A 20,676-nucleotide genomic window follows, 5' to 3' on the forward strand; every position below is an offset into this window, starting at 1 on the left:
TGCAGGACAGGGGCTACTTGTCAGCACACACCCACAACAACAAGCAGCGGCAATGCACCTCGATGCACAAGCGGCGAAAGATCAAATCGAAGCCAACTTAAACAGCAGTAAAGCCTTAAGTGAAGTGTCTAAAAATCAACAAACTGACCCGCTTGAAGTCTTAGATAACCTAAAAAACTTCCTTGCACAAATCGAAAAAGGCAGTAAAGAAAAAGCTGATGCCTTTAAACAAGCCTTAATGATTTTATCTGCACCGAACTCAATTGCTGTGAGTAGTCAGGAAGATATTCATCTTTCAGCAGATGGACAAATCAGCCAAAGTGCAGGCGATAGTATCAACCTCAGCAGTCAAAAATCCTTAATTGCCCATGCACAAAGCAAGATCAGTCTATTTGCAGCACAAGAGGGATTAAGAGCTTATGCAGGCAAAGGCAAAGTTGAAATCCAAGCCCAAGGAGATGGGGCAGATTTGATTGCCCGAAAAGGTATTCAAATTATTTCCACGGAAGATAAAGTTGAAATCAAAGCGAGCAAAAAAATTGTTTTAGTTGCGGGTGGTAGTCAGATTGAGATTAGTAGTGGAGGTGTATTGCCTACTACTAGCGGTAAGTTTGAAGTGAAGGCGGGGCAGCATAAGTTTGTGGGAGGGAACAAGATTCCCACTTTGAATGTAAATTTACCTGCACTGAAAATCAAAGAAAATTCAGTGAGCGAATGTCCTATAAGGTTAAAACAATCAAATTCAAATACCGAATATATATCTAATGCTGAGTCATCCACGGCGTTGAATGATTCAGCATTACATGGAAATAGTTGTTCATCTTTATTAAAACCAATTAGTATAGTTGATTATCTACCAGAAGCTCTTTCTGGGAAAATTGTAGATACGGATGAAAACGGAAATTTAATATCAATAGGTATAGAAAAAAATGAAACTTTAGAAGATGGTTATGTTGACTATTATGAAAATTCAAAGAGGTATAAAGTCAAATTTTATGATTATTCAGAGATAAGCCAACCATTTGATATTAAGTTTGATCCACTTAAAAACCTCTTAACAGTAACAACAAAGATATCTTTTAAAGGAAAAAAGCGTGTCTTAGTTGACAATAATAACCAGATAGTTACTAATAAAAGTGGTATAGAAGTAGAATTACCATATGATTCTAGCTTAGATTTGCAAAATTCCATGTTTTCTTTTGAGGATATAGAAATTCCATATAAAGATTGGTTTGACTTTAATAAAGCTAAATCTGAAATTGAGAAAATTTTAAATAAAAATAATTTTTATTTATATCCGAAAAACTGTGCTCAATCAAAATGTACGTGTAAAGTTCCAGTTTGGTTGGAAGTTGTAGAAGCACAAGATGGTCATGAGGTTAATATATACAAATTAAGTACACGTGCGGATTCAAGTAATTGGTCTATAAATGCTACAGCAGAATACGAAGCATCGAAAAAACAGGTAACTGATTACTATCAAATTTATGAATTTATTGAAAACTCAACTTCATTAACTGATTTTCAACAATATGACTTCGGATGTTGGAAATTTGAGCCAAGTTGGATGTCGAATAATATACATGCGCATGAATCTGGTCATTTATTTAATTGGCCAGATGAGTATTTTGCTTATGGGGGAGCAGTAAATCAAAGATATACTTTAGCTACAAGTAATCCACCATATCAAATAGATCTTAAGATTGCAGAGCCTGCAGATTTTTGGAAAAGAAATTCAAAAAATAATTTAATGGGTGAAGGAACTTTAATTAAAAATCCACAAATGCATGAATATTATCTGCATCAAATTCGAGATTGGTTTGAAAAAGAAACAGGGATTAATTGGGATGTTAAATCTTAAATTTATAATGGTTTTAATTTTATTTATGAGTACTATATCAATGGCGAAAAATAATCAAGAGTTTTACACGAGTACATATCCAAATTATTGGGGTAATCCTCTTATAGAAAAATTTTGGGCTAATAATGGTAAAGAATTTTATTTGAAAAATTCTACAGTAGATAGAATAGGTAGTAAAAATAATAAAATAAACGGAGTCGGTTTGATTGTTAAAAGCTTAACCGAAAAAGAGGCTGAAGATTATGACAAATATGGAAAAAAAATTTTCTTGCTTAATAAAAAATATGATGTCAAAAGTAGTAAAGATAAGAAGCTAAATTTTAGATTTTTTGAAATTTCAGGTGAGAATACTGTTTCTTCAATACTTTTTAATTCAAAAGACAGTAATGGGCAGGAAGTTTTAAAATGGTTTAATGAAAAAAAAATAAATTTTATTAATTCCAGTGAAAGTAAAATGGAAATAGGGTTTAAAATTATTACTAAAATAAAAAAAAGTGAATCTGATTATGTTTTAGAATTGATATTTGAGAATTTATCTGGGCAAGATATATTAATCACTGGGGTTAATGATTGGGAGGTGAGTAATGAAAATAGAAGAAGTAAAATAATATCAAATTTAGTGATTAGGGATGGTTTGAATGCATCTTTTAAATTTAGTTTGAATAAATATAATTTGATAGAGAAAAATGAGGATTTATTAAACAATCTAATATTACCTGGGAAAATGAAAAAAAGTATTCATTTCAAGTTAGATAAAAATGAAATGGATAAGCTAGAAGAATATCAAAAAATTATAGATGATGCAGAGCTAAAATATTATGTTGTTATGGATCTTAGAGTGCTATCGCCAAGTATTATTGCAGGTGATTTTCATTATTTAACTAGTTTGAATGAATTTATTTATTCTAAATGAATTGCATGTCGTATATTTGTTTTTTTCACATTTTTTTGTGCAGGGGAATTGTATTTTTAATGTTTGAAGTAATAATTTTGTAGGCGGAATTTTATTCTGATTTTTTAATTATTTAAACTTTCTTGCAATGGTTTTTGTTGATATTGATTTTTTAATTTTATTTAGTGGGTTTGATTTTAAAAAAATTATGTATTTTATTTTTAATAAATAAATTGAGCTATGATGAATTTTGTTGGTGTTTTTAGATTGTTATTTATAGTGCTCATTAGCTCGCATGTATATGCTGATGACGAAAAAATAGCATATTTATACGAGAAAAATAAACAAGCGCTTTTTTTAGGGGGGGTGTAATAGGGGGATTTTTCCATTTAATAGTACTGATTTTTCTAAGATAAAAGATCTAACCTTAAAATATAAGTTGGAAAAAATTCATCGAAATTATGAAGAGCCTACATCGTTTAATTTTCTGATCGAAAATAAGGAAGTTACAATGTACGGTGGAGGAGATGAAGTTGTAAGTAAGCTTTGTAATATGGAAAAGTCTAGAGATATTAAAATTAATTATTATAAAATAGAAGGGTCTAAAAAATTATATTACTATATAGATGAAATTTAAATTTGTATTTAGGCTTAGTGAGATTATTTCTTTTAATTATTTATAAAATATCTAAATCTAGTGGATATAAAATAATACATTGATAATTATTTTAAATGAAATACTTATGAAATTCATTTTTTATAGGAATTAGTTTTTTTGTAATAATATTTATTTAAAGAGTGTGATTGTATATTAAAAAATAAACCCGCCTAAGCGGGTTTATTTTTATCTCAAGAGAGATTACATGTTAGGGTAATTAGGACCACCGCCACCCTCAGGTGTTACCCAAGTAATGTTTTGAGACGGATCTTTGATGTCACACGTTTTACAGTGTACACAGTTGGCCGCGTTAATTTGGAAACGTTTAGAACCGTCATTCTCTTCCATAATTTCATAAACACCAGCAGGACAGTAGCGCTGAGCAGGCTCATCCCATTTTGGTAAGTTCACATTTACTGGAATAGAAGCATCTGTCAGTTTCAAGTGAGCAGGTTGGTTCTCTTCGTGAACGGTATTCGATACGAATACTGAAGACAAACGGTCAAATGTAATTTTACCATCTGGTTTTGGGTAATTCGGTTTGAAGTTCGCAGCATCGACAGTTTTTAAAGCGCTGAAGTCTGGCTGTAAGTCATGCAGTGTGAATGGCACTTTAAAGATGTTTTGATCAACAAAGTTGAACGCACCACCCATCCATTGACCAAACTTATGCATAGCAGGGCCGAAGTTACGAGAGTTATATAACTCTTCTTTCAACCAACTGTTATTGAACTTGTCTGTGTACGCAGTTAACTCTTTAGCGAAGAAGTCTTCACCTTCAGTTACACGTGCAATGGCAAGGTCACCACCTTTTTCCACACCAGCAGCAATCGCTTCAAATACAGCTTCACCGCACAGCATGCCTGATTTCATTGCTGTATGAGAGCCTTTGATTTTCGCAAAGTTTAGGAAACCTGCGTCATCACCAATTAAGCTACCACCTGGGAAAGTGAATTTAGGTAGTGAGTTGAAGCCACCTTTTACAACCGCACGTGCGCCATAAGAAATACGTTTACCACCCTCAAGATATTGCTTGATCAGTGGATGTGTTTTCCAACGCTGCATTTCCATAAATGGATACATGTGTGGATTGGTGTATGACAAGTCAACGATCATACCCAACGTCACTTGGTTGTTTTCAGCGTGGTATAACCACCAACCGCCTGAAGAACCTGTTTCACTTAAAGGCCAACCTGCACCGTGCATCACCAAACCTGGTTTGTGCTTAGCAGGATCGATTTCCCAAAGTTCTTTAATACCAATACCGTAATGTTGCGGATCAGCATCCTTATCTAAGTTGAACTGAGCAATCAGACGTTTACCTAAGTGACCACGACAGCCTTCAGCAAATAATGTGTATTTGGCATGAAGTTCATAGCCAGGAGTAAAGTTATGCGTTGGTTCGCCATCTTTACCAATGCCCATGTCACCAGTCTGAATACCTTTCACAGTACCATCTTCATGGTAAAGGATTTCAGATGCTGCAAAGCCTGGGAAAATAGACACTTCTAATTCTTCAGCTTTAGCACCTAACCAGCGAACCACGTTACCTAACGAAATAACATAGTTGCCATCGTTATGCATGGTTTTTGGCACCATCCAATGCGGTGCTTCTTGTGATTTTTCATCAGACAATAAGAAGAAGGTTTTATCTTCAGTCACAGGCACATTTAACGGTGCGCCTTGTTCTTTCCAATCTGGGAACAATTCATTCATCGCGCGGGGTTCAAGCACAGCACCCGATAGAATATGCGCACCTACTTCGGAGCCCTTTTCCACGACACAAACGGACAGATCGTTTAGGTTATTTTCAATTGCAAGTTGACGAATTTTAATCGCAGCAGATAGGCCGGCAGGACCTGCACCGACGATAACTACGTCAAACTCCATCGATTCACGTTCGATGTGTTCCATGTAGGACTCCTCATATTTCGGAAGGTGGCATCCATTCAATTCATTTAAATGGTGCTGCCATGAGTGTTCTTAATGCCCAGACACAATTTTTCTATCGTGTCTTTGATATTGTGGGCTAGTATAGTTTTAAACCGAGTTCTAGCCAATTGGCTGAATCATATTATTTTTCCGTCACTAAGGTATTTATTAGGCGGATGAAGCAGCAATTGAACGAAAACCCGACGAAAAAATTCATTAATAGGGATGATAGAAATTTAATGAACATTGCACAATACTTAAAAGATGGACAGTCCGGTCACAAAAGGTCAATCCCTCCATTAGATCAATGGCATCCAAAGCATTGTGGTGCAATGGATTTGAAGGTTTTAGCCAATGGAGAATGGTGGCACGATGGTCAATTGATCAAGCGGCAAGCACTCATTGATCTGTTCTCAACCGTGCTTTGGAAAGAAGATGGGAAATTCTATTTAAAAACCCCTGTGGAACAAATTGAAATACAGGTAGAAGATGAGCCTTTATTTGTTAATCAAGTCGATACGCTTGAGCTAGAAAACAAGCGCTATATCCAGTTTACAACCACAACACAAGACGTGATTGTTGTGGATGATGAACATCCTATTTTTATGCGTGAATATCAAGGTGAATTGCGCCCTTATGTACATGTGCGTTTTGGAATTAATGCACTGATCCAGCGTGCCGCATTCTTTCATTTGGTTGAGATGGGTGAACTGCTTGAAAATGAAAAAGGTGAATCCATTTTAGTGTTACAAAGTGGTGATTTGCGCTTGCAATTAGGCACCTGAGGTTTAAGCTTTCCACCTTGTCATTCTGAACAATATATAAGTGACCCTATGACCGCCATTCACCCCATTTACCCACTGGATGTACCCATGCCGAAAGCTGGCGCAGATGCACCGATCGGTTTATTTGATTCGGGGATTGGTGGCCTATCTGTGGCTTTAGAAATTGCGCGCTACTTGCCGAATGAACGCATTGTGTATTATGCCGATACTGCACATGTACCCTATGGGCCACGTGATGATCAAAATATACGTGAGTTGACTGCACATGCCATAGAGTGGTTATACCGCCAAGGCTGTAAAGTCGCTGTCGTGGCATGTAACACGGCATCTGCTTTTAGTTTGGATTATTTGCGTGAACATTATGGGGAGAACTTCCCCATTATTGGTTTAGTTCCGGCGTTAAAACCTGCCGTTCTGCAAACAAAAAGTAAAACAGTGGCTGTTCTTGCAACCCCTGCGACATTTCGGGGAAAGTTGATTAAAGATGTGATGCATCGTTTTGCTGAGCCGGCAGGGGTCAATGTTCTGACTGTTACCAGTTTGGAATTAGTACCCTTTGTCGAAGCGGGTGCGCAGATGAGTGAGGCTTGTCTTAACACATTAACTGATGTTTTACAGCCAGTTGTAAATCAAGGTGCAGATTTTTTAGTGCTTGGATGTACACATTACCCCTTCCTAAAATCGGCAATTCAGTATATTTTTGGTCAGAAGCTGACATTAATTGACTCAGGTTTTGCAGTTGCACGACAAACAGCCCGAATTTTGATTAAAAATGAGTTATTATTTGATCAGAAAAGAGAAAATTGTTTGCGTATAGAGTGCTATGTCAGTGGCAATAATGCGGAAAATTTAAAACCGGTTGTGGCGCGCCTGATTCAAGATGATATTTCTTGGAACATTGCCAACATCGGACTTATAAGTTCAGAAGACTAAATCAGTCATTTTGGACAACGTTAAATGAAAAAATTAGTTTTTTATTGGGGTAGTCATGTCGCATTTTCCAGCTAAGATCAATTCGATGCTGAGTGCGTTATGCAGCGGGAGAGGATCACTAATGCTCGATAAGCGTTATCAAGTATTCATTTCCACATCTGGTAGCGAAATGCAGCCAGAACGGATCATTTTGGCTCAGACGCTTGTGGGAATGGGGTTTTTCTCATGGGGGCTAGAACAACGCACACCATTGAGCACTGCTTTTGCACGTCGTCAAATTGACGATTGTGACTATGTGATGATTTTATTGGGTAGTCAATACGGTGAGCAGTCTGTGTCTGGTGTGGGCTATATGCACCTTGAATACATCTATGCGGTGACCAAGCAAAAACCTGTCATTGTGTTTATGCATGATGATCCAGATTCACGTGATGATGCCTTACATGATGCTAAACCTGAACTTCGTGAAAAATTTAAAGAATTTAGAAAACTATTACAAAATGAAGTCGATCAAGTTTTTACCTATCGTAGTTTGCGTGATTTAGAAATGGCAGTTCGATTGAACATGCCACAAATGCTAGAACGCTATCCTGTTACAGGTTGGGTGCGTCCACAGAATACTCAAGCTTTACATGATGAAATTGATCGTTTAAAAGCCCAGTTAGTTCAACTCGAAACAGAGTCTGGAAAACGCGAAGTTGATCCATTCCTATCTTTACCAAAAGTGTCGATGCATGAACTATTTTCATTTGAATACCGCATGCACGCTTATCAAGATGGTAATTTCAAAGAATTAAAAGTACAGAAGAAAATGACGTGGGCGCAGCTCTTGTCGATTTTAGGCGCAACCTTTGTTAATCCAACCCCTGAAGAATTCTTCTCTAAACGAATGAATGAGTTTTTGAATGAAACAGGTTTGGATGATGCACGTATTGAGATGCCACGTGCTCATGCGGTTGCACGGGCACAAGTGAATATTCGTGCTTTACACAGCATTAAAAGTCAGATGCGGCAGAATGACTGGATTGTGCCCAATGGCCGAGATGATCGTCAGCGGATGTTGTGGCAAGTGACCAGTAAAGGTCAAAAATTACTAGAAAGTAATTTGCTTGATAATGATCGAGTTTTTCAATTTAAATCTGCATATTAATCTATTTTATTAAATGGATTAAAAGCTGCTACATTAGCGTCATTCAAATTGATGGAAAAAGCGTAATGTTGCCTGTCGAGAAAGCTAAAGTCACCATTATTCTGGCGAATCTAGGTACGCCTGATGCGCCAACTGTGCCCGCAGTGCGTCGTTTTCTGCAACAGTTTTTGTCAGATCAGCGAGTGATTGAAATCCCGAAACCGATATGGCAAATCATTCTACGTTTGTTTATTTTGCCATTTCGCCCTAAACGTGTTGCACATGCTTATGACATGGTTTGGGGTAATGATTCGCCCATGCGTGAAATTTTATTTGAGCAAGTCGCCGCAGTAAAACAGCATCTCACAGCAAAATATCCAGAATTTGAACTGAATGTGATTCCTGCAATGACTTATGGTAATCCAGGGATTTCTGCCGCTTTAGCGCAATTGGCTGAGCAGCCTCAAGACCACATTCTATTATTTCCGTTGTTTCCACAGTATTCAGCAACATCTACGGCACCTTTATACGATGCGATTGCTAAATGGATTCCACAGCAGCGTAATTTACCGGGTCTGAGCATTATTCGTGACTATTACCAGCATCCTGTGTTTATACAGGCCTTGGCGCAAAGTGTGCGTGATTATCAAGCTAAACATGGTGTGCCAGATAAATTATTGATGTCATTCCACGGTATTCCACAGCCTTATGCCGATAAAGGTGATCCCTATGCAGATCGTTGCCGTGTGACTGGGCATTTGGTTGCAAAAGCCTTGGGTTTAACTGCTGAACAGTATGAAATTAGTTTCCAATCGCGTTTTGGTAAGCAAGAGTGGGTGAAGCCTTATACTGATGCCACCTTGGAAGCATGGGGCAAACAAGGCGTGAAATCGGTACAGGTCATGAGCCCAGCATTTTCAGCGGATTGTTTGGAAACGCTAGAAGAGTTGGCGCTGCAAAATGCTGAAATTTTCCAAGCAGCAGGAGGTGGCGAATATGGTTATATTCCCGCATTAAATGCGCGGGATGATCATGTTGGATTGCTCAATTTGTTACTTCAAGCTAATCTTGATGCCTTAAAGCAAACATTAGCCCATTCATCGCCTTGAGGTTTTCGCCCTATGTTGCAAGTTAAAATCGTGCCCGTCACGGCATTTCAACAAAACTGTTCCATTGTTTGGGACTCTGAGTCGAAAGAAGCGGTCTTGATTGATGCAGGGGGAGAGCCGGAAAAATTAAAAGCCGAAGTTGAAGCGCTCGGTTTAACGGTCAAAGCCTTGTGGTTAACGCATGGCCATTTAGACCATGCGGGTGCGGTTGGGGCATTAACCCAAGCTTGGAATGTTCCGGTGATTGGTCCGCATAAAGAAGATGCGTTTTGGTTGGACATGATTCAGGAGGTTTCTGCGAAATACGGTTTCCCGATCCCTGAAAATGTCCATGTGACCCAATGGTTGGAAGGCGGTGAAACCTTGAAGCTGGGTGCAGAAGAGTTTGAAGTTCGTTTTGCACCGGGGCATACCCCAGGCCACGTCATGTTCTATAACGCAAAATATGCTGTGCTTTGGACGGGTGATGTGTTATTTAAAGGCTCGATAGGCCGTACTGACTTTCCGCGTGGTAACCATCAACAATTACTCGACTCCATTCAGCGTGAATGTTTTAGCTTGCCAGATGACACCCAGTTTATTTCAGGGCACGGTCCAATGAGTACCATTGGCTATGAAAAGCAGCACAATCCTTTTGTTGCGGGTAAAGCTGGTTAAGCAATACGCTTTAACTTGATTGGGTAAAATAAAAAAAGGTCTACATGGTTAGACCTTTTTTATTGGAACTTTTTTATATTTAAATTTGAGCTAAACGTATTTAGAACTGATCTTCTTCACGGCCACCATCAGCCTGAGGTGCATCTTGTGTCGGCAGACGATATTCATCATTGGCCCATGCACCGAGATCAATCAATTTACAACGATCTGAGCAAAACGGGCGATATTCATTATTTTCCCAAGTCGTCAATGCGCCGCAGCGTGGACAATTCATGGTGGTGGGCATGCTTAACTCCAGCAAAAACGGATGATTCAATTAGGCAAATACAGTCGCAGTTGTTAGACTTATGCCGTTCTGTTTAGTTTGATCTGTTTATGCCTATTCGTCAATTTCAAGCGCAGCGTATGCATGCTCCCCGTGATTTTCAGTCCATTCAGCCAACTCCAATTTGTGTGGAAATTGGTGCAGGCAAAGGAAAACACGCCTTACTATTCACTGCACAACATCCTGAATTTCAGCTGATCGCAGTAGAGCGTACACGTGAAAAATTTGTGGCAATGCAAAAACAGCATAAAATTGAAGGGCAGCAAAATCTTAGCCCTGTTCATGCAGATGCGATTCCTTGGGTAGTACATGCCTTACATCCTGCGCAAGTACAGCAATTCTTTATTTTGTACCCAAACCCTGAACCACATAATCCTGCACAGCGCTGGTTAAATATGCCGTTTTTTGAATTTCTATTGTCGCGTTTGCAGCCGGGTGGTCAGATTACCTTGGCGAGTAATATTCCTGAATATATTGAGGAAGCGCAGCAGCAGTTAATTGATGTTTGGAAGCTGCCTTTTGTCAAAGAACGCATTGCAGAGACTTCAGCACGCACGCATTTTGAAATTAAGTATTTGGAACGTGGTGAATTGTGTCAGCAGTTAATCATTACCAAACCGGCTGACTATGTAACACGTTTTGATGATTTTAAGCCTTTGCAGGGACAAAATCCTGTCAAAGAACAGGCGGAATAATTGGGCATGACTCAGCGTATTGCAATTATTGGTGCAGGTCCGGCAGGCTTGATGGCGGCTGAAGTCTTAAGTCAGCATGACTATGAGATACATGTTTATGAGCAAAAGCCTTCAGCGGCGCGTAAATTTCTCATGGCAGGTAAAACGGGGTTAAATATTTCCCATGCCGAACCTATAGAACAATTTGTGCAGCGATATGATCAAGTGGAATGGCTGAGTCCATGGGTTAAGCAGTGGGATGCAGCATGGATTCAACAATGGATGAAGGGGTTGGGCATTGAAACCTATATTGGTTCATCGGGTCGGGTCTTTCCTATTGAAATGAAAGCTGCGCCTTTGCTGCGTGCCTGGTTAAAACGTCTTAGTCTAGACGGGGTACAGTTTTATTATCGACATCAAGTTTTGGACTTACAGTCCAATCAGCTGACAATTCAAAACCTTGTTGATGGATCAAATCAAGCGCTTGGCTTTGATGCGATTATTATGGCGTGTGGGGCTGTGTCTTGGTCACGTTTAGGCAGTGATGGCGCATGGCAAAAATGGCTACAGCCTGAGAGCATTGAAGCTTTTCAGGCCAGTAATGCAGGCGTGGAACGCGTTTGGTCGAAGTTCATGCAGCCTGTGTTTGGACAGCCTTTAAAGCGGGTCAGTGCATGGGTCGAGCAAGCCGAGCCGACCCAAGGCGATATCATCATTTCACACTATGGACTGGAAAGTGGATTGATCTACAAACAAGGTCGAGCACTGCGTCAACAGGTGAAATCTGCTCAGCCCATGCAGCTGACTTTGGACTTATTGCCAGATCAAAGTGTTGAACAATTGGCTAAGAAATTACAGCCTTCGAAAAAGCAATCTTTAACCAATGTTTGGCGTAAAGCCGGTTTAGATGTGGCGAAAGCTGCACTGGTCCGTGAACTGGTGGATAAATCTTTGTGGCATGAACCTGCCTTACTTGCTGCGAAAATTAAACACTTAAATATTCAACTTGATGGATTTCGCCCGATAGATGAGGCGATTAGCTGCGCAGGTGGTGTGAAGCGTTCAGTCCTAAATGATGGCTTACAATTGAAGAGCAATCCTTTTGTATTTGTCTGCGGAGAAATGTTGGATTGGGATGCGCCTACAGGAGGCTATTTGCTAACAGCATGCCTTGCAACCGGTCGAGCAGCGGGTGAAGGGGTTCAAAACTATCTGGTTTCTTTGCAGAGCTAAGCGCTTCAAATTGTCACAATCTTGCTGAGGAGTTATGATATTTTGAGATGAAATTCTTCTAAGAAAGACCACTATGCGCGTACAAGAACAATATACCGGAAGCTGCTTGTGTGGAGCGGTCTGCTATGAAATTAATGGTCCGATCGGTGAGATCGTGCAATGTCATTGTTCTCGGTGCAGAAAAGCCAATGGTACGGCATTTGCGACCAATGCTCCAATAGCCAAAGCAGATTTCAAAATTGTGTCGGGTGAACAGGTATTGAAAAAGTTTCAATCTTCACCAACCACACAGCGTTGTTTTTGTGGGGAATGTGGTTCACCAATTATGAGTATTAAAACCGATACCCCGGATTACTATCGCTTACGTATAGGAACACTGGATACACCTATACAGCAAGTACCAGTCTGCCATATATTCGTCAGCTCGAAAGCAGAATGGGAAAGCATTCATGATGATTTACCGCAATATGCAGAGCGTCCTTAATTTTTTGCGTTGTATTTCTAAATAAAAAAGGGTTCACGTGGAACCCTTTTTGTTTAAGTCATTTTTCGACTTTTAATTTATTGAGCTTGAGCAGGATGTTTAAGCTCGGGATATTGTTCCTGCCAATGACCTAATTGTTCTTGTGCATGAATAAACTGACCGAGACCTTTGACACTATCACTAGGATTTTTTAACTCACCATCGGCTGCTTGATTTTTCTCACGATAAATTTGTGATTGATTGTCCCAGTACTGGTACATCAAGCCTTGAATGTAACGGCCTTGTTCAGTTTTCATTTCGAGTTCTTTGAGCATATTTAATGCCGACTGGATGTTGTCACGCTTACGCTGTGTAGCAAATTCATCAGTGAGTTTGCCTTCCTCACGCAGTTTCATCAGCTCATCTTCCATCTCATCGCTAATTTGACTAAAGCTCTCGTCATATTGCGTCAGTAGCGTTAAGTCGTGTAGATCATCTGGGGTCTTGGCAAAGTTTTTAATAGGATCACTATTTAGCTCTTTCATGATTTGATCGTCGGAACTGATTTCACTATTTTGTTCCACCGTTTTAGATGATTTTTCACATGCAGTGAGTCCTAGCACCGTACCCATGAAGAAGACGACACTGAATTTTTTAAAAGAGATTGGCATGAGCATAATCGTGTCCTAATGTGTTTTTCTAAAGATATAGACATGCGTGATATACGGAAAATCAATGAAATCCTGTGCAGTCTTTTGGGTTGATTCAGCCACGATATTTTCAAATTGTTGTTTCAGCTTTTGTTGTTCATCCGTGCTTAACGCTGCAATAAAACTGGTGGACAATAATCGTTTGGAAACCACGTGTTCCACTGTACCATGATGCAATTGTTGAAAGGTCGTTTCGGCAATTAATTTAAATGTTTGCTGCTGTTCAAACACTTTTTGCCATTGCCCACTATGATAACGTGGTGTGTCACCTTCGAGTTCACTCAAGACATCAGCGAGTTGTTTGACCCAATTGACTTGGATATCACGCTGGTTCCAAATCAAAACAAGATCCCCCTTGGGAACTAAGATACGACTGATTTCATTGAGGGTTTCAGGGGTGGCAAACCAATGAAATGATTGGGCACAAAATACCGCTGCTACAGAATGATCATGCAGTGGAATCTGATCACTTTGGGCGGCTATAGTTGCAATATGCGGATGTTTTTTCTGCAATTGTTGCAGCATTTCATGTACAGGTTCGATCGCGGTGATATTCTCACTGAGTGGGCGAATATACTCGAGAAATTTGCCTGTACCTGAGCCTAAGTCCACCAGATGGGCTTGAGGGGCTAAAGCTAAATGTTGTTGTAGCCACGCACTGATTTCAATCGGGTAGTCAGGACGGGCTTGTTGATAGAGTTCAGCTGCAGAGCTAAAGCCTTGTTGTGCGGCAGGATGTATTGAATGTGTCATATTCTGCACTTTTTAATCTGTATGGCCTCTATAAAATAGCATATTCGGAACAAGATAAACTTTGAATGCAACAAGGAAGGAAAAGCGTGACGCAACAAGGACTGGAGCAAAGCACAATAGAAAAGCACATCATTTTTGAAGATGATCAAATTCGTGTCATTTTTCAGCCTGGCAGTTCTCGTGAGCTTATTTTCTCCTTCGGTGATTTGATTACCCGTGCCAAGGGCTTGAGCATCAATGCCGAGAAGTCTTTGCAAAAATATGATTTTAATGTGATCGGTGTGATGCCGAAACAAAAATCTTGGTTTCCAACAACGTCAATGCAACAGATGTATCAAGCCATCAAGCCGATCCTAGAGCAATTTGAGCTGCGAATTGCCTATGGTGGTTCCATGGGCGGCTATGCGGCCATTAAGTATGCCAATTTATTTGGATTTCAGCGTGTGGTCAGCATGGTGCCACAGTACTCCATAGACCCTGAAGACATTGTCGATACACGCTATGGCATGTTCTTTCAACCCAATCTGCATGCCAATATGCGGGTACTTGCTGAAGACGTCTCGACTACACGCGAATATATCGTGGTGTATGATCCTTATTGTCCAGAAGATCGCGCGCATTTTGAAAAACTACAGGCCTTAATTCCGCATGTGCATGTGTTGCATCTGCCGTTCACAGGGCATGATGCCATTGCGGTATTGGCGAGTTCAGAACTGTTAAATGATTTCTTGAGACATCCATTTGATGCACCGTATTTTTATCAAAAAATGCGTCGGGTTAAGAAAAACAGTAAATTCTACTATCGAAAAGTCATCGAAAATTTACTGACACGCCATCGTGATGCCTTGGGTGAAATTTTAAAAAGCAATTCGTTTCAGCTTGACCCTCAATTTTTTGATGCCAAACAAAAACAGACCTTATTACGCGTATTGTTTAATAACAAACAAGTCAGTGAGCAAGATCTGCAAAAGTTGGGGATCACGACCTTTTTGCCACAGGAAAATCGTAGCCTACTACTCGACCAGTTTGAACATGGTTTAGTGTTTAATGTGATTAGCCAAAAAATTGAAAGCTATGCAGCTGGTGTAATTGCGCTGAATCACAAGTTTTTGATTCCTTTGCAGCCGAAGGGCACAGGCCTGGTATACGTACAAGTCCAAGATGAGCGTTACATGGTGGTGATGAATGACCGTCAGGTAATGAAATTGGTCTTAGCTCAAGATGAGCTTGCGACTGGTATGCATCCGATTTTAATGCAGAAATATGTGGGCTATTACACGCTGAACTATAAAGAACTGCGTTTGAGTAGTGATGAATTTGGTCAAGTCTTCTTTGTGGAAAATGCCGATGCGTCTTGCCAGTTCGTGGTGCAGCCAGAACAAATTTAAGCTCGACATTGGGTTGAAAATCCAAAGCTTGCTAATTTGTAGGAAGAGATTATGATGAAAGAAAGGTAGTATAAAAACATTCATACTGCCCAAAACATCATAAGGAATATGAGGGTTATCAGTATGCATTCAACGCAGATGCTTGCTGTATTATTCATCTTAGTGCTGACCATGGATTCAGCCTATGCACAGGGGGTTAGTTCAAGCATACTGATTTTTAGCAGCAGTATGTTGTTACTTACGATACTGACCATTTATGTCATACTCAAAATTCGAAATTCATTGCAACATCATCTCGATAAACCCGCGAAATAGCGGGTTTTTTTATATGCTGTTCGATTGCACTTTGGTGCATCACAGGTTTTAATCATCCACAATCGAATTTTTATAATCGGCCAGAAGGGAAGCAGCCATGAAAGCGGTATTTCTAGATTATCAGTCTCTAGATAAACAGGACTTAGATTTTAGCGGACTAGAAGCACAGTTTGATGACTTGACGCTCTATCCCGCAACAACGGCTGCAGAGGTTGCTCAGCGCATACAAGGGGCTGATGTGATTATCAGCAATAAAGTACACATCAATGCTGAGCACATGCAGCTCAATCCGCAATTAAAACTGATCTTAATTTCTGCCACTGGCACCAATAACGTTGACCTTGTACACGCGCAGCAACAAGGTATCGTGGTGTGTAATTGCCAAGCTTATGGCACCGCTGCAGTCGCACAGCATACCTTGATGTTAATGTTGAACTTGGCGACATCCTTTCGACAGTATGATCGGGCGGTTCAACAGGGAAATTGGCAAAAAGCGGATCAGTTCTGCTTACTGGATTTTCCAATTATTGAGTTGGCTGGTAAGACTTTGGGGATTGTTGGCTATGGCGAATTGGGGCAAGCCGTGGCACATTTGGCTAAAGCGTTTGGCATGAAAATTATGATTGGTGCACTACCGAATCGCCCCATGGCGGCTGAACGAGTGGCCTTTTCTGAGATGTTAGCGCAGGTCGATTTTCTGAGTTTGCATTGTCCTTTAACAAATGATACTCGTGATTTACTCAATCATGAAAGCTTGGCTCAAATGAAAGCATCGGCCTTTGTGATCAATTGCGCACGAGGTGGTGTGGTTAATGAATCGGCATTAGCCGAGGCATTAAAATCAGGAAAGATTGCAGGCGCAGCAACCGATGTCTTGACGGTTGAGCCACCTAAGCAGGGTAATGTGCTGCTCGATCCAAGTATTCCAAATTTAATTATTACCCCACATAGTGCATGGGGAAGCGTCGATGCGCGACAACGCATTGTGCAGCAATTGGTGGAAAATGTAGAAGCCTTTAAAGCGGGAATGGTCATTCGACAGGTCAATTAAAATCGAGTTTAAGGAACATTATTTTTGAACAATGCTCCATATAAATAGGGATGTCTATGCAGGTCGATCTTGCCAATAAAAAAAGTTTAAGAATATTTTGCATGCTGATTCTCTTTACCGCATGCATTACTTGGGCATGGTACAGTTATGTACTAAATATCAGTGAAAATTATTTATTCCAGAATCCTGATTTTGAAGTTCATAAATTCATGCCGACCTTACAAGTTGTGCTGGTTTCGGTATTTTTTATTGCGCATTTCGTCTTAGCACTTATTGATTTTTTAAATCGCTATTGGTATTGGAGACTATGGCTGGTTGTAGTACCTATTATTGTGGGACAGGTCTATTTTTCTGTCTTTGGATTGGTTGCGCATATTGATCATTTATCAGTCTGGGTTGACTATCCATTTTGCCTGTTGATGCTTATTCAAATCTGTACAGCATCGTTTGTACGTAGGCGATATCTCAAACCTGCTCCTTAATGCTTAATTTAATAGCTAAATTTGAGTTGATGAAATTCACCTATTCGCTAGGTAGATCTTAGAGAATATGTAAAGGAAGCTTCTAGCAATTTTTCAAAAATTTAGCATTGAAATGATTTTTGATCCGCTCAAATTCAAGTTCAGTCTTGATACTGTTTGGCATCATGATTCGTAAATAACTTTTTTCGAGTTTAAAAGGCTCTTTGGTATTGGGTACAGGATTAAAGCCACCATTTGGGTAGATCAAATTTGTCTCATAGGCACGTAAAATCTGATCATTGTGAAAATAGAAACTTGTTAGGGATTGATTGGATTCACCAAAAAGATAAAGATTAATTTTGCATTGACCATCGAGTTGATACAGTGTCGCTTCATTGCCTTCAGTCGATTTGTATTCTTCGTCATCTAGCATCTCTAAGGTTTGTAATAATTTACCTTCGGCATCATGGTTATATTGGTATGAATCGTACAATTGGGGAAAAATAGTTTGCAACTGTGGATAACTTTTCAACAATTGTGGAAAACGTTGTAAGCCAATCACAGAGCCAACACAGAGCAGAATGCCAAGCAAGATACCAAATAAAATTCGCATTTTTTTCTCATTAATTCATTGTTTTTATAGGCATAGGTCAAAGACTAAAAGTATTTAATTTTGGTTTTAAAAAAGCCCAAACAAAGTTGAGCTTTTAAATGTAGTGTTAAATTATAAATCAGTCACTGGATACGTCGTAGACGTTGAACTCGATGGATAGCTACTTTGTGGATATTGATTGTTATTTTGCCCCGCATTGTTGCTTGGAGCCGTATTAATCGTATTGCCTGAAGACGGTTCACTCAACGACTGTTGGCTAATGGGCGCAGGTTGGTTGGTTTTACCTGTAATATTTTCACGGGTTTGTTTCAATTTTTCATTGACGTTTTGAGTGGCTTGCTGTGCGCCCTGATCAACCTGTTGCACTGTATTTTGAGTAGCAGTTTTCGTATTGTCCCAAGCTTGGTCAACCGAAGGCTTAATTTTAGAAATTCCACGTTCAGTCATTTCACCAATATTTTTAGCAGCACCGACCACGCCTTCTTGGGCTTTATAGGCCCACACATGCAATAAATTTGGATTATCGCCATAAGGGCTCACAGGTTTTTTCGCTTGTTGCTCAGTACTTTGCGCTGTTGTGTTTTCTTGTGCCCAAAGCATGGGTGTCGTGAATATTAAGCTTAGGCATAACGTTGCTTTTAATGAAATCTTCACAGCTTCACCTCTGAATTTTATAGATTTTCTATCTGATGAATGGTTTTAACGCATTATAGGAAAAATTGCAGCGAAAAAAACTTGCCGTAGCAAAATCAATACAGCAAATGACAGCTTTGTACACGTTTGTATTTTGCTTAAGGTAAAAAAGGCCCACCGAAGGGTGAGCCTACTCTCTGGAGGAGAGGGTATGAAAGCCAGTTTATTTATTTGTGAGCACCTAAGCTGGCTTCATGTGAGCTATGGACTTCAGCTTGTGCGATAGGCGTTTGCAACTGTACATTGCTACTGCCACTCACATTGGCTTCTTGACCTTTTTGGAAATTCGCTTTGGTTTGTTGCCATTTTTCACTGGCAAATTGGCGACCTTCCTGAGCTTTTTCACCTAAATAGCTCTTGGTTTGATCAACTTTATTGTCGACATTGCTTTTACGTTCATCGAGTTTTGCTTTGTCTTTTGCAGCTTTTTCATCGAGCTGTGCTTTACGCTCATCAAGCTTAGCTTTATTTTGCTCAGCTTTGGCATCGATCTTGGCTTTCGCTGCATCTGATTTTTCATCTTTAGACTGTTTTAGGTCAGCCCATTTATTTTTAGCATCTTGCTTTTTGTCTGCACTGAATTCTTTGGTGTCTTGCCATTTTTCTTGGGTGAAGGTTTTGGTCTTATCGACGCCTTTCTCAATTTTGTCACCCGCTGTATGCGCAGACTGATTAATGTCTTGTTTTAGATTTTGCAGTACAGACGGTTGCTGTGTTTCAACTTTCGCATTGGCTTCTACTGCGGTGTTCGCAAATAGTGGAGTGGTTGCGAATAATGCTGCGGTGATCAGTGTTGTTTTAAATAAAGGTTTCATCTTTGCAATTGTCCTCTTTTATTGAACGCTGCTGTTGCACTCAGCATTTGCGCTTTTGGAGCAGAGGATATCTTAAGAGTAAAAAAAAGCAAAAAGTGGTTTTGTGCGATAAGTCACACAATGCAATAACAGCTCAGATACGCGGAAGTTTGAAGTGTGGAAACTTGGTTAAGTTAATGCATTATTGTAATTTTATGAAAATACAGTGGCTTATATGTGTTTTGCGCGTTGCTGTGGTGTGGTGCCAGTTACGATTTTCATGATTAAAAATTATGGGTTTGAACGAATTATTGTGCAAGATTCAAGGAAAAATGAAACCATACCTCCATTTTGGAGATATGGTTTTTATTATTTATTCACATTGTGTAAGCGCATCTTTTGCAAAATGACCGCGTAATGCAAGGAAGTTTTTCTGTACATCCGCTGCATTTAAATCAAAATTGTGCGCTGAACTTGTACCATCTTTAGCAAAGGTTGCTGTACCACCTGAAATTAGGGTTAAGCCTTTAAATGACCATTGTTCAACCGATTTTGCTTCTTTTAAATTGCCTGTAAATTCAATCACGCATTTATCTACAAATTTAGTCAGTTTTGCTTTGTTATCCGTGGTATCTGGGTAGACATCAATGTTTTGAACTTCTTGTAATACACCTGTTTCAAGTTGTGGAATCGTTGGTGCAGATGTACATGCAGAAAGTGTTATACCCGCAAGACCAGTCAAAAGGAATGCTTTCAGTTTCATAAGGTTCATTCTTGTTGAGTGTTGTTGGATTGAGTATAGGGAATTGGTGAATTATTGGCTATAGATTTAAGTTTTAAGCCTCAATTCAACTTCATTCACTTAATATTTAACGTTTATAGGCCGCACTTCCTGGACCAACGGCATTGATGCTGACTTGGCGTGATGGATGGGTGCTTTTTTGATAATAGACTTTCGAATTTGGTCCATAAATATTGATTTTATTGACTGATTCTACATAGACCGTCGTATTTGGACCTGCAACCGTAATCATCGGGCAACTGCCTTTTAGAGTAATACGGCTATCTGGAGCAGGAATATTCACTGAGCGTCCTGCGCAATCATAACTTGCAACGGTATCGGGTGAAGAAATGCTGATTTGGGAATGAGTCATTTCCGTTCCAGCATTTGCAGAAGAAAAAGATAGAATCAATAGTCCAAAGCTAAGTAATTTTTTATTCATCATCGGTATTTCATTTTATTCAGG

General features: G+C 39.6%; 23 protein-coding genes. 14 read left to right on the forward strand and 9 right to left on the reverse strand.

The features are described from left to right. Nucleotides 1–1,861 (forward strand): DUF2345 domain-containing protein (locus FTU22_RS16465; RefSeq protein WP_180093218.1); only part of this gene is annotated, 1,861 nt, incomplete at its 5' end. Further along, entirely contained in the window at nt 1,848–2,774 is a 927-nt protein-coding gene (locus tag FTU22_RS04475) for a hypothetical protein (RefSeq protein WP_218956296.1), read from the forward strand. The genes FTU22_RS16465 and FTU22_RS04475, both read left to right, overlap by 14 nt. Nucleotides 2,775–3,612: 838 nt before the next feature. Here FTU22_RS04475 and FTU22_RS04480 read toward each other — a convergent pair. Further along, complete coding sequence (locus FTU22_RS04480; RefSeq protein WP_067764047.1) at nt 3,613–5,325, reverse strand: electron transfer flavoprotein-ubiquinone oxidoreductase; 1,713 nt, start codon at nt 5,323–5,325, stop codon at nt 3,613–3,615. Between the two features lie 194 nt (nt 5,326–5,519). On the opposite strand from FTU22_RS04480, the gene FTU22_RS04485 reads away from it, so the two are divergent. From FTU22_RS04485 to FTU22_RS04505, 5 genes are all read left to right on the forward strand, one after another. Further along, nucleotides 5,520–6,128: a DUF1285 domain-containing protein gene (locus FTU22_RS04485; RefSeq protein ID WP_078192804.1), complete on the forward strand. Its 609-nt coding sequence runs from the start codon at nt 5,520–5,522 to the stop codon at nt 6,126–6,128. Nucleotides 6,129–6,176: 48 nt separating this feature from the next. Next, nucleotides 6,177–7,061, forward strand: coding sequence for a glutamate racemase (murI, locus tag FTU22_RS04490; RefSeq protein WP_180024507.1), 885 nt, complete (start codon nt 6,177–6,179; stop codon nt 7,059–7,061). Nucleotides 7,062–7,182: 121 nt separating this feature from the next. Next, on the forward strand, nt 7,183–8,211 hold the full coding sequence (locus tag FTU22_RS04495) for a DUF4062 domain-containing protein (protein WP_067764038.1): 1,029 nt from the start codon (nt 7,183–7,185) through the stop codon (nt 8,209–8,211). Nucleotides 8,212–8,276: 65 nt separating this feature from the next. Further along, nucleotides 8,277–9,299 carry a ferrochelatase gene (gene hemH / locus FTU22_RS04500; protein WP_180093220.1) on the forward strand — a complete coding sequence of 341 codons (1,023 nt, stop codon included), beginning with the start codon at nt 8,277–8,279 and terminating at the stop codon, nt 9,297–9,299. A 12-nt stretch (nt 9,300–9,311) separates the two neighbouring features. Further along, nucleotides 9,312–9,956 carry an MBL fold metallo-hydrolase gene (locus FTU22_RS04505; protein WP_078189772.1) on the forward strand — a complete coding sequence of 215 codons (645 nt, stop codon included), beginning with the start codon at nt 9,312–9,314 and terminating at the stop codon, nt 9,954–9,956. Between the two features lie 100 nt (nt 9,957–10,056). Here the strand turns inward: FTU22_RS04505 and FTU22_RS04510 are convergent, their stop codons facing one another. Then, a complete protein-coding gene (locus tag FTU22_RS04510; protein ID WP_078189771.1) occupies nt 10,057–10,242 on the reverse strand; it encodes a DNA gyrase inhibitor YacG in 186 nt (61 codons plus the stop codon). 83 nt (nt 10,243–10,325) lie between these two features. On the opposite strand from FTU22_RS04510, the gene FTU22_RS04515 reads away from it, so the two are divergent. The 3 genes from FTU22_RS04515 to FTU22_RS04525 all read left to right on the forward strand — a co-directional run bounded on the left by FTU22_RS04515 (nt 10,326) and on the right by FTU22_RS04525 (nt 12,672). Continuing rightward, a complete protein-coding gene (locus FTU22_RS04515; protein WP_180093424.1) occupies nt 10,326–10,976 on the forward strand; it encodes an SAM-dependent methyltransferase in 651 nt (216 codons plus the stop codon). A 6-nt stretch (nt 10,977–10,982) separates the two neighbouring features. Continuing rightward, entirely contained in the window at nt 10,983–12,188 is a 1,206-nt protein-coding gene (locus FTU22_RS04520) for a TIGR03862 family flavoprotein (RefSeq protein WP_180093222.1), read from the forward strand. Nucleotides 12,189–12,261: 73 nt separating this feature from the next. Then, nucleotides 12,262–12,672: a GFA family protein gene (locus FTU22_RS04525; protein ID WP_180093224.1), complete on the forward strand. Its 411-nt coding sequence runs from the start codon at nt 12,262–12,264 to the stop codon at nt 12,670–12,672. 77 nt (nt 12,673–12,749) lie between these two features. Here FTU22_RS04525 and FTU22_RS04530 read toward each other — a convergent pair whose 3' ends face one another. Both FTU22_RS04530 and FTU22_RS04535 read right to left on the reverse strand, forming a co-directional pair. After that, entirely contained in the window at nt 12,750–13,322 is a 573-nt protein-coding gene (locus FTU22_RS04530; protein WP_373886241.1) for a hypothetical protein, read from the reverse strand. Nucleotides 13,323–13,337: 15 nt separating this feature from the next. Then, entirely contained in the window at nt 13,338–14,114 is a 777-nt protein-coding gene (locus FTU22_RS04535) for a class I SAM-dependent methyltransferase (protein WP_180093226.1), read from the reverse strand. 116 nt (nt 14,115–14,230) lie between these two features. On the opposite strand from FTU22_RS04535, the gene FTU22_RS04540 reads away from it, so the two are divergent. The 4 genes from FTU22_RS04540 to FTU22_RS04555 all read left to right on the forward strand — a co-directional run bounded on the left by FTU22_RS04540 (nt 14,231) and on the right by FTU22_RS04555 (nt 17,350). After that, the gene (locus tag FTU22_RS04540) at nt 14,231–15,502 is read left to right on the forward strand and encodes a hypothetical protein (protein WP_180093428.1); all 1,272 of its coding nucleotides are present in this window, start codon (nt 14,231–14,233) and stop codon (nt 15,500–15,502) included. Between the two features lie 123 nt (nt 15,503–15,625). Further along, entirely contained in the window at nt 15,626–15,817 is a 192-nt protein-coding gene (locus FTU22_RS04545; RefSeq protein ID WP_111885919.1) for a hypothetical protein, read from the forward strand. 97 nt (nt 15,818–15,914) lie between these two features. Then, the gene (locus tag FTU22_RS04550) at nt 15,915–16,868 is read left to right on the forward strand and encodes a 2-hydroxyacid dehydrogenase (protein ID WP_180093228.1); all 954 of its coding nucleotides are present in this window, start codon (nt 15,915–15,917) and stop codon (nt 16,866–16,868) included. A gap of 101 nt (nt 16,869–16,969) precedes the next feature. Next, a complete protein-coding gene (locus FTU22_RS04555) occupies nt 16,970–17,350 on the forward strand; it encodes a hypothetical protein (RefSeq protein ID WP_180093230.1) in 381 nt (126 codons plus the stop codon). Between the two features lie 82 nt (nt 17,351–17,432). Here the strand turns inward: FTU22_RS04555 and FTU22_RS04560 are convergent, their stop codons facing one another. The 5 genes from FTU22_RS04560 to FTU22_RS04580 form a co-directional block, all read right to left on the reverse strand. Continuing rightward, complete coding sequence (locus FTU22_RS04560) at nt 17,433–17,942, reverse strand: hypothetical protein (RefSeq protein ID WP_180093233.1); 510 nt, start codon at nt 17,940–17,942, stop codon at nt 17,433–17,435. A gap of 111 nt (nt 17,943–18,053) precedes the next feature. After that, nucleotides 18,054–18,542, reverse strand: coding sequence for a hypothetical protein (locus tag FTU22_RS04565; protein WP_180089042.1), 489 nt, complete (start codon nt 18,540–18,542; stop codon nt 18,054–18,056). A 260-nt stretch (nt 18,543–18,802) separates the two neighbouring features. After that, nucleotides 18,803–19,450 (reverse strand): hypothetical protein, encoded by a 648-nt coding sequence (locus FTU22_RS04570; protein ID WP_180093235.1) that lies wholly within the window; start codon nt 19,448–19,450, stop codon nt 18,803–18,805. Between the two features lie 352 nt (nt 19,451–19,802). After that, on the reverse strand, nt 19,803–20,192 hold the full coding sequence (locus FTU22_RS04575) for a hypothetical protein (RefSeq protein ID WP_180093237.1): 390 nt from the start codon (nt 20,190–20,192) through the stop codon (nt 19,803–19,805). A gap of 106 nt (nt 20,193–20,298) precedes the next feature. Beyond that, nucleotides 20,299–20,583, reverse strand: a complete 285-nt coding sequence (locus FTU22_RS04580; RefSeq protein WP_180084738.1) for a DUF3060 domain-containing protein — start codon at nt 20,581–20,583, stop codon at nt 20,299–20,301. Between the last annotated feature and the right edge of the window lie 93 nt (nt 20,584–20,676).

Source organism: Acinetobacter sp. YH12076, assembly GCF_013419525.1.
GTDB classification, from domain to species: domain Bacteria; phylum Pseudomonadota; class Gammaproteobacteria; order Pseudomonadales; family Moraxellaceae; genus Acinetobacter; species Acinetobacter amyesii.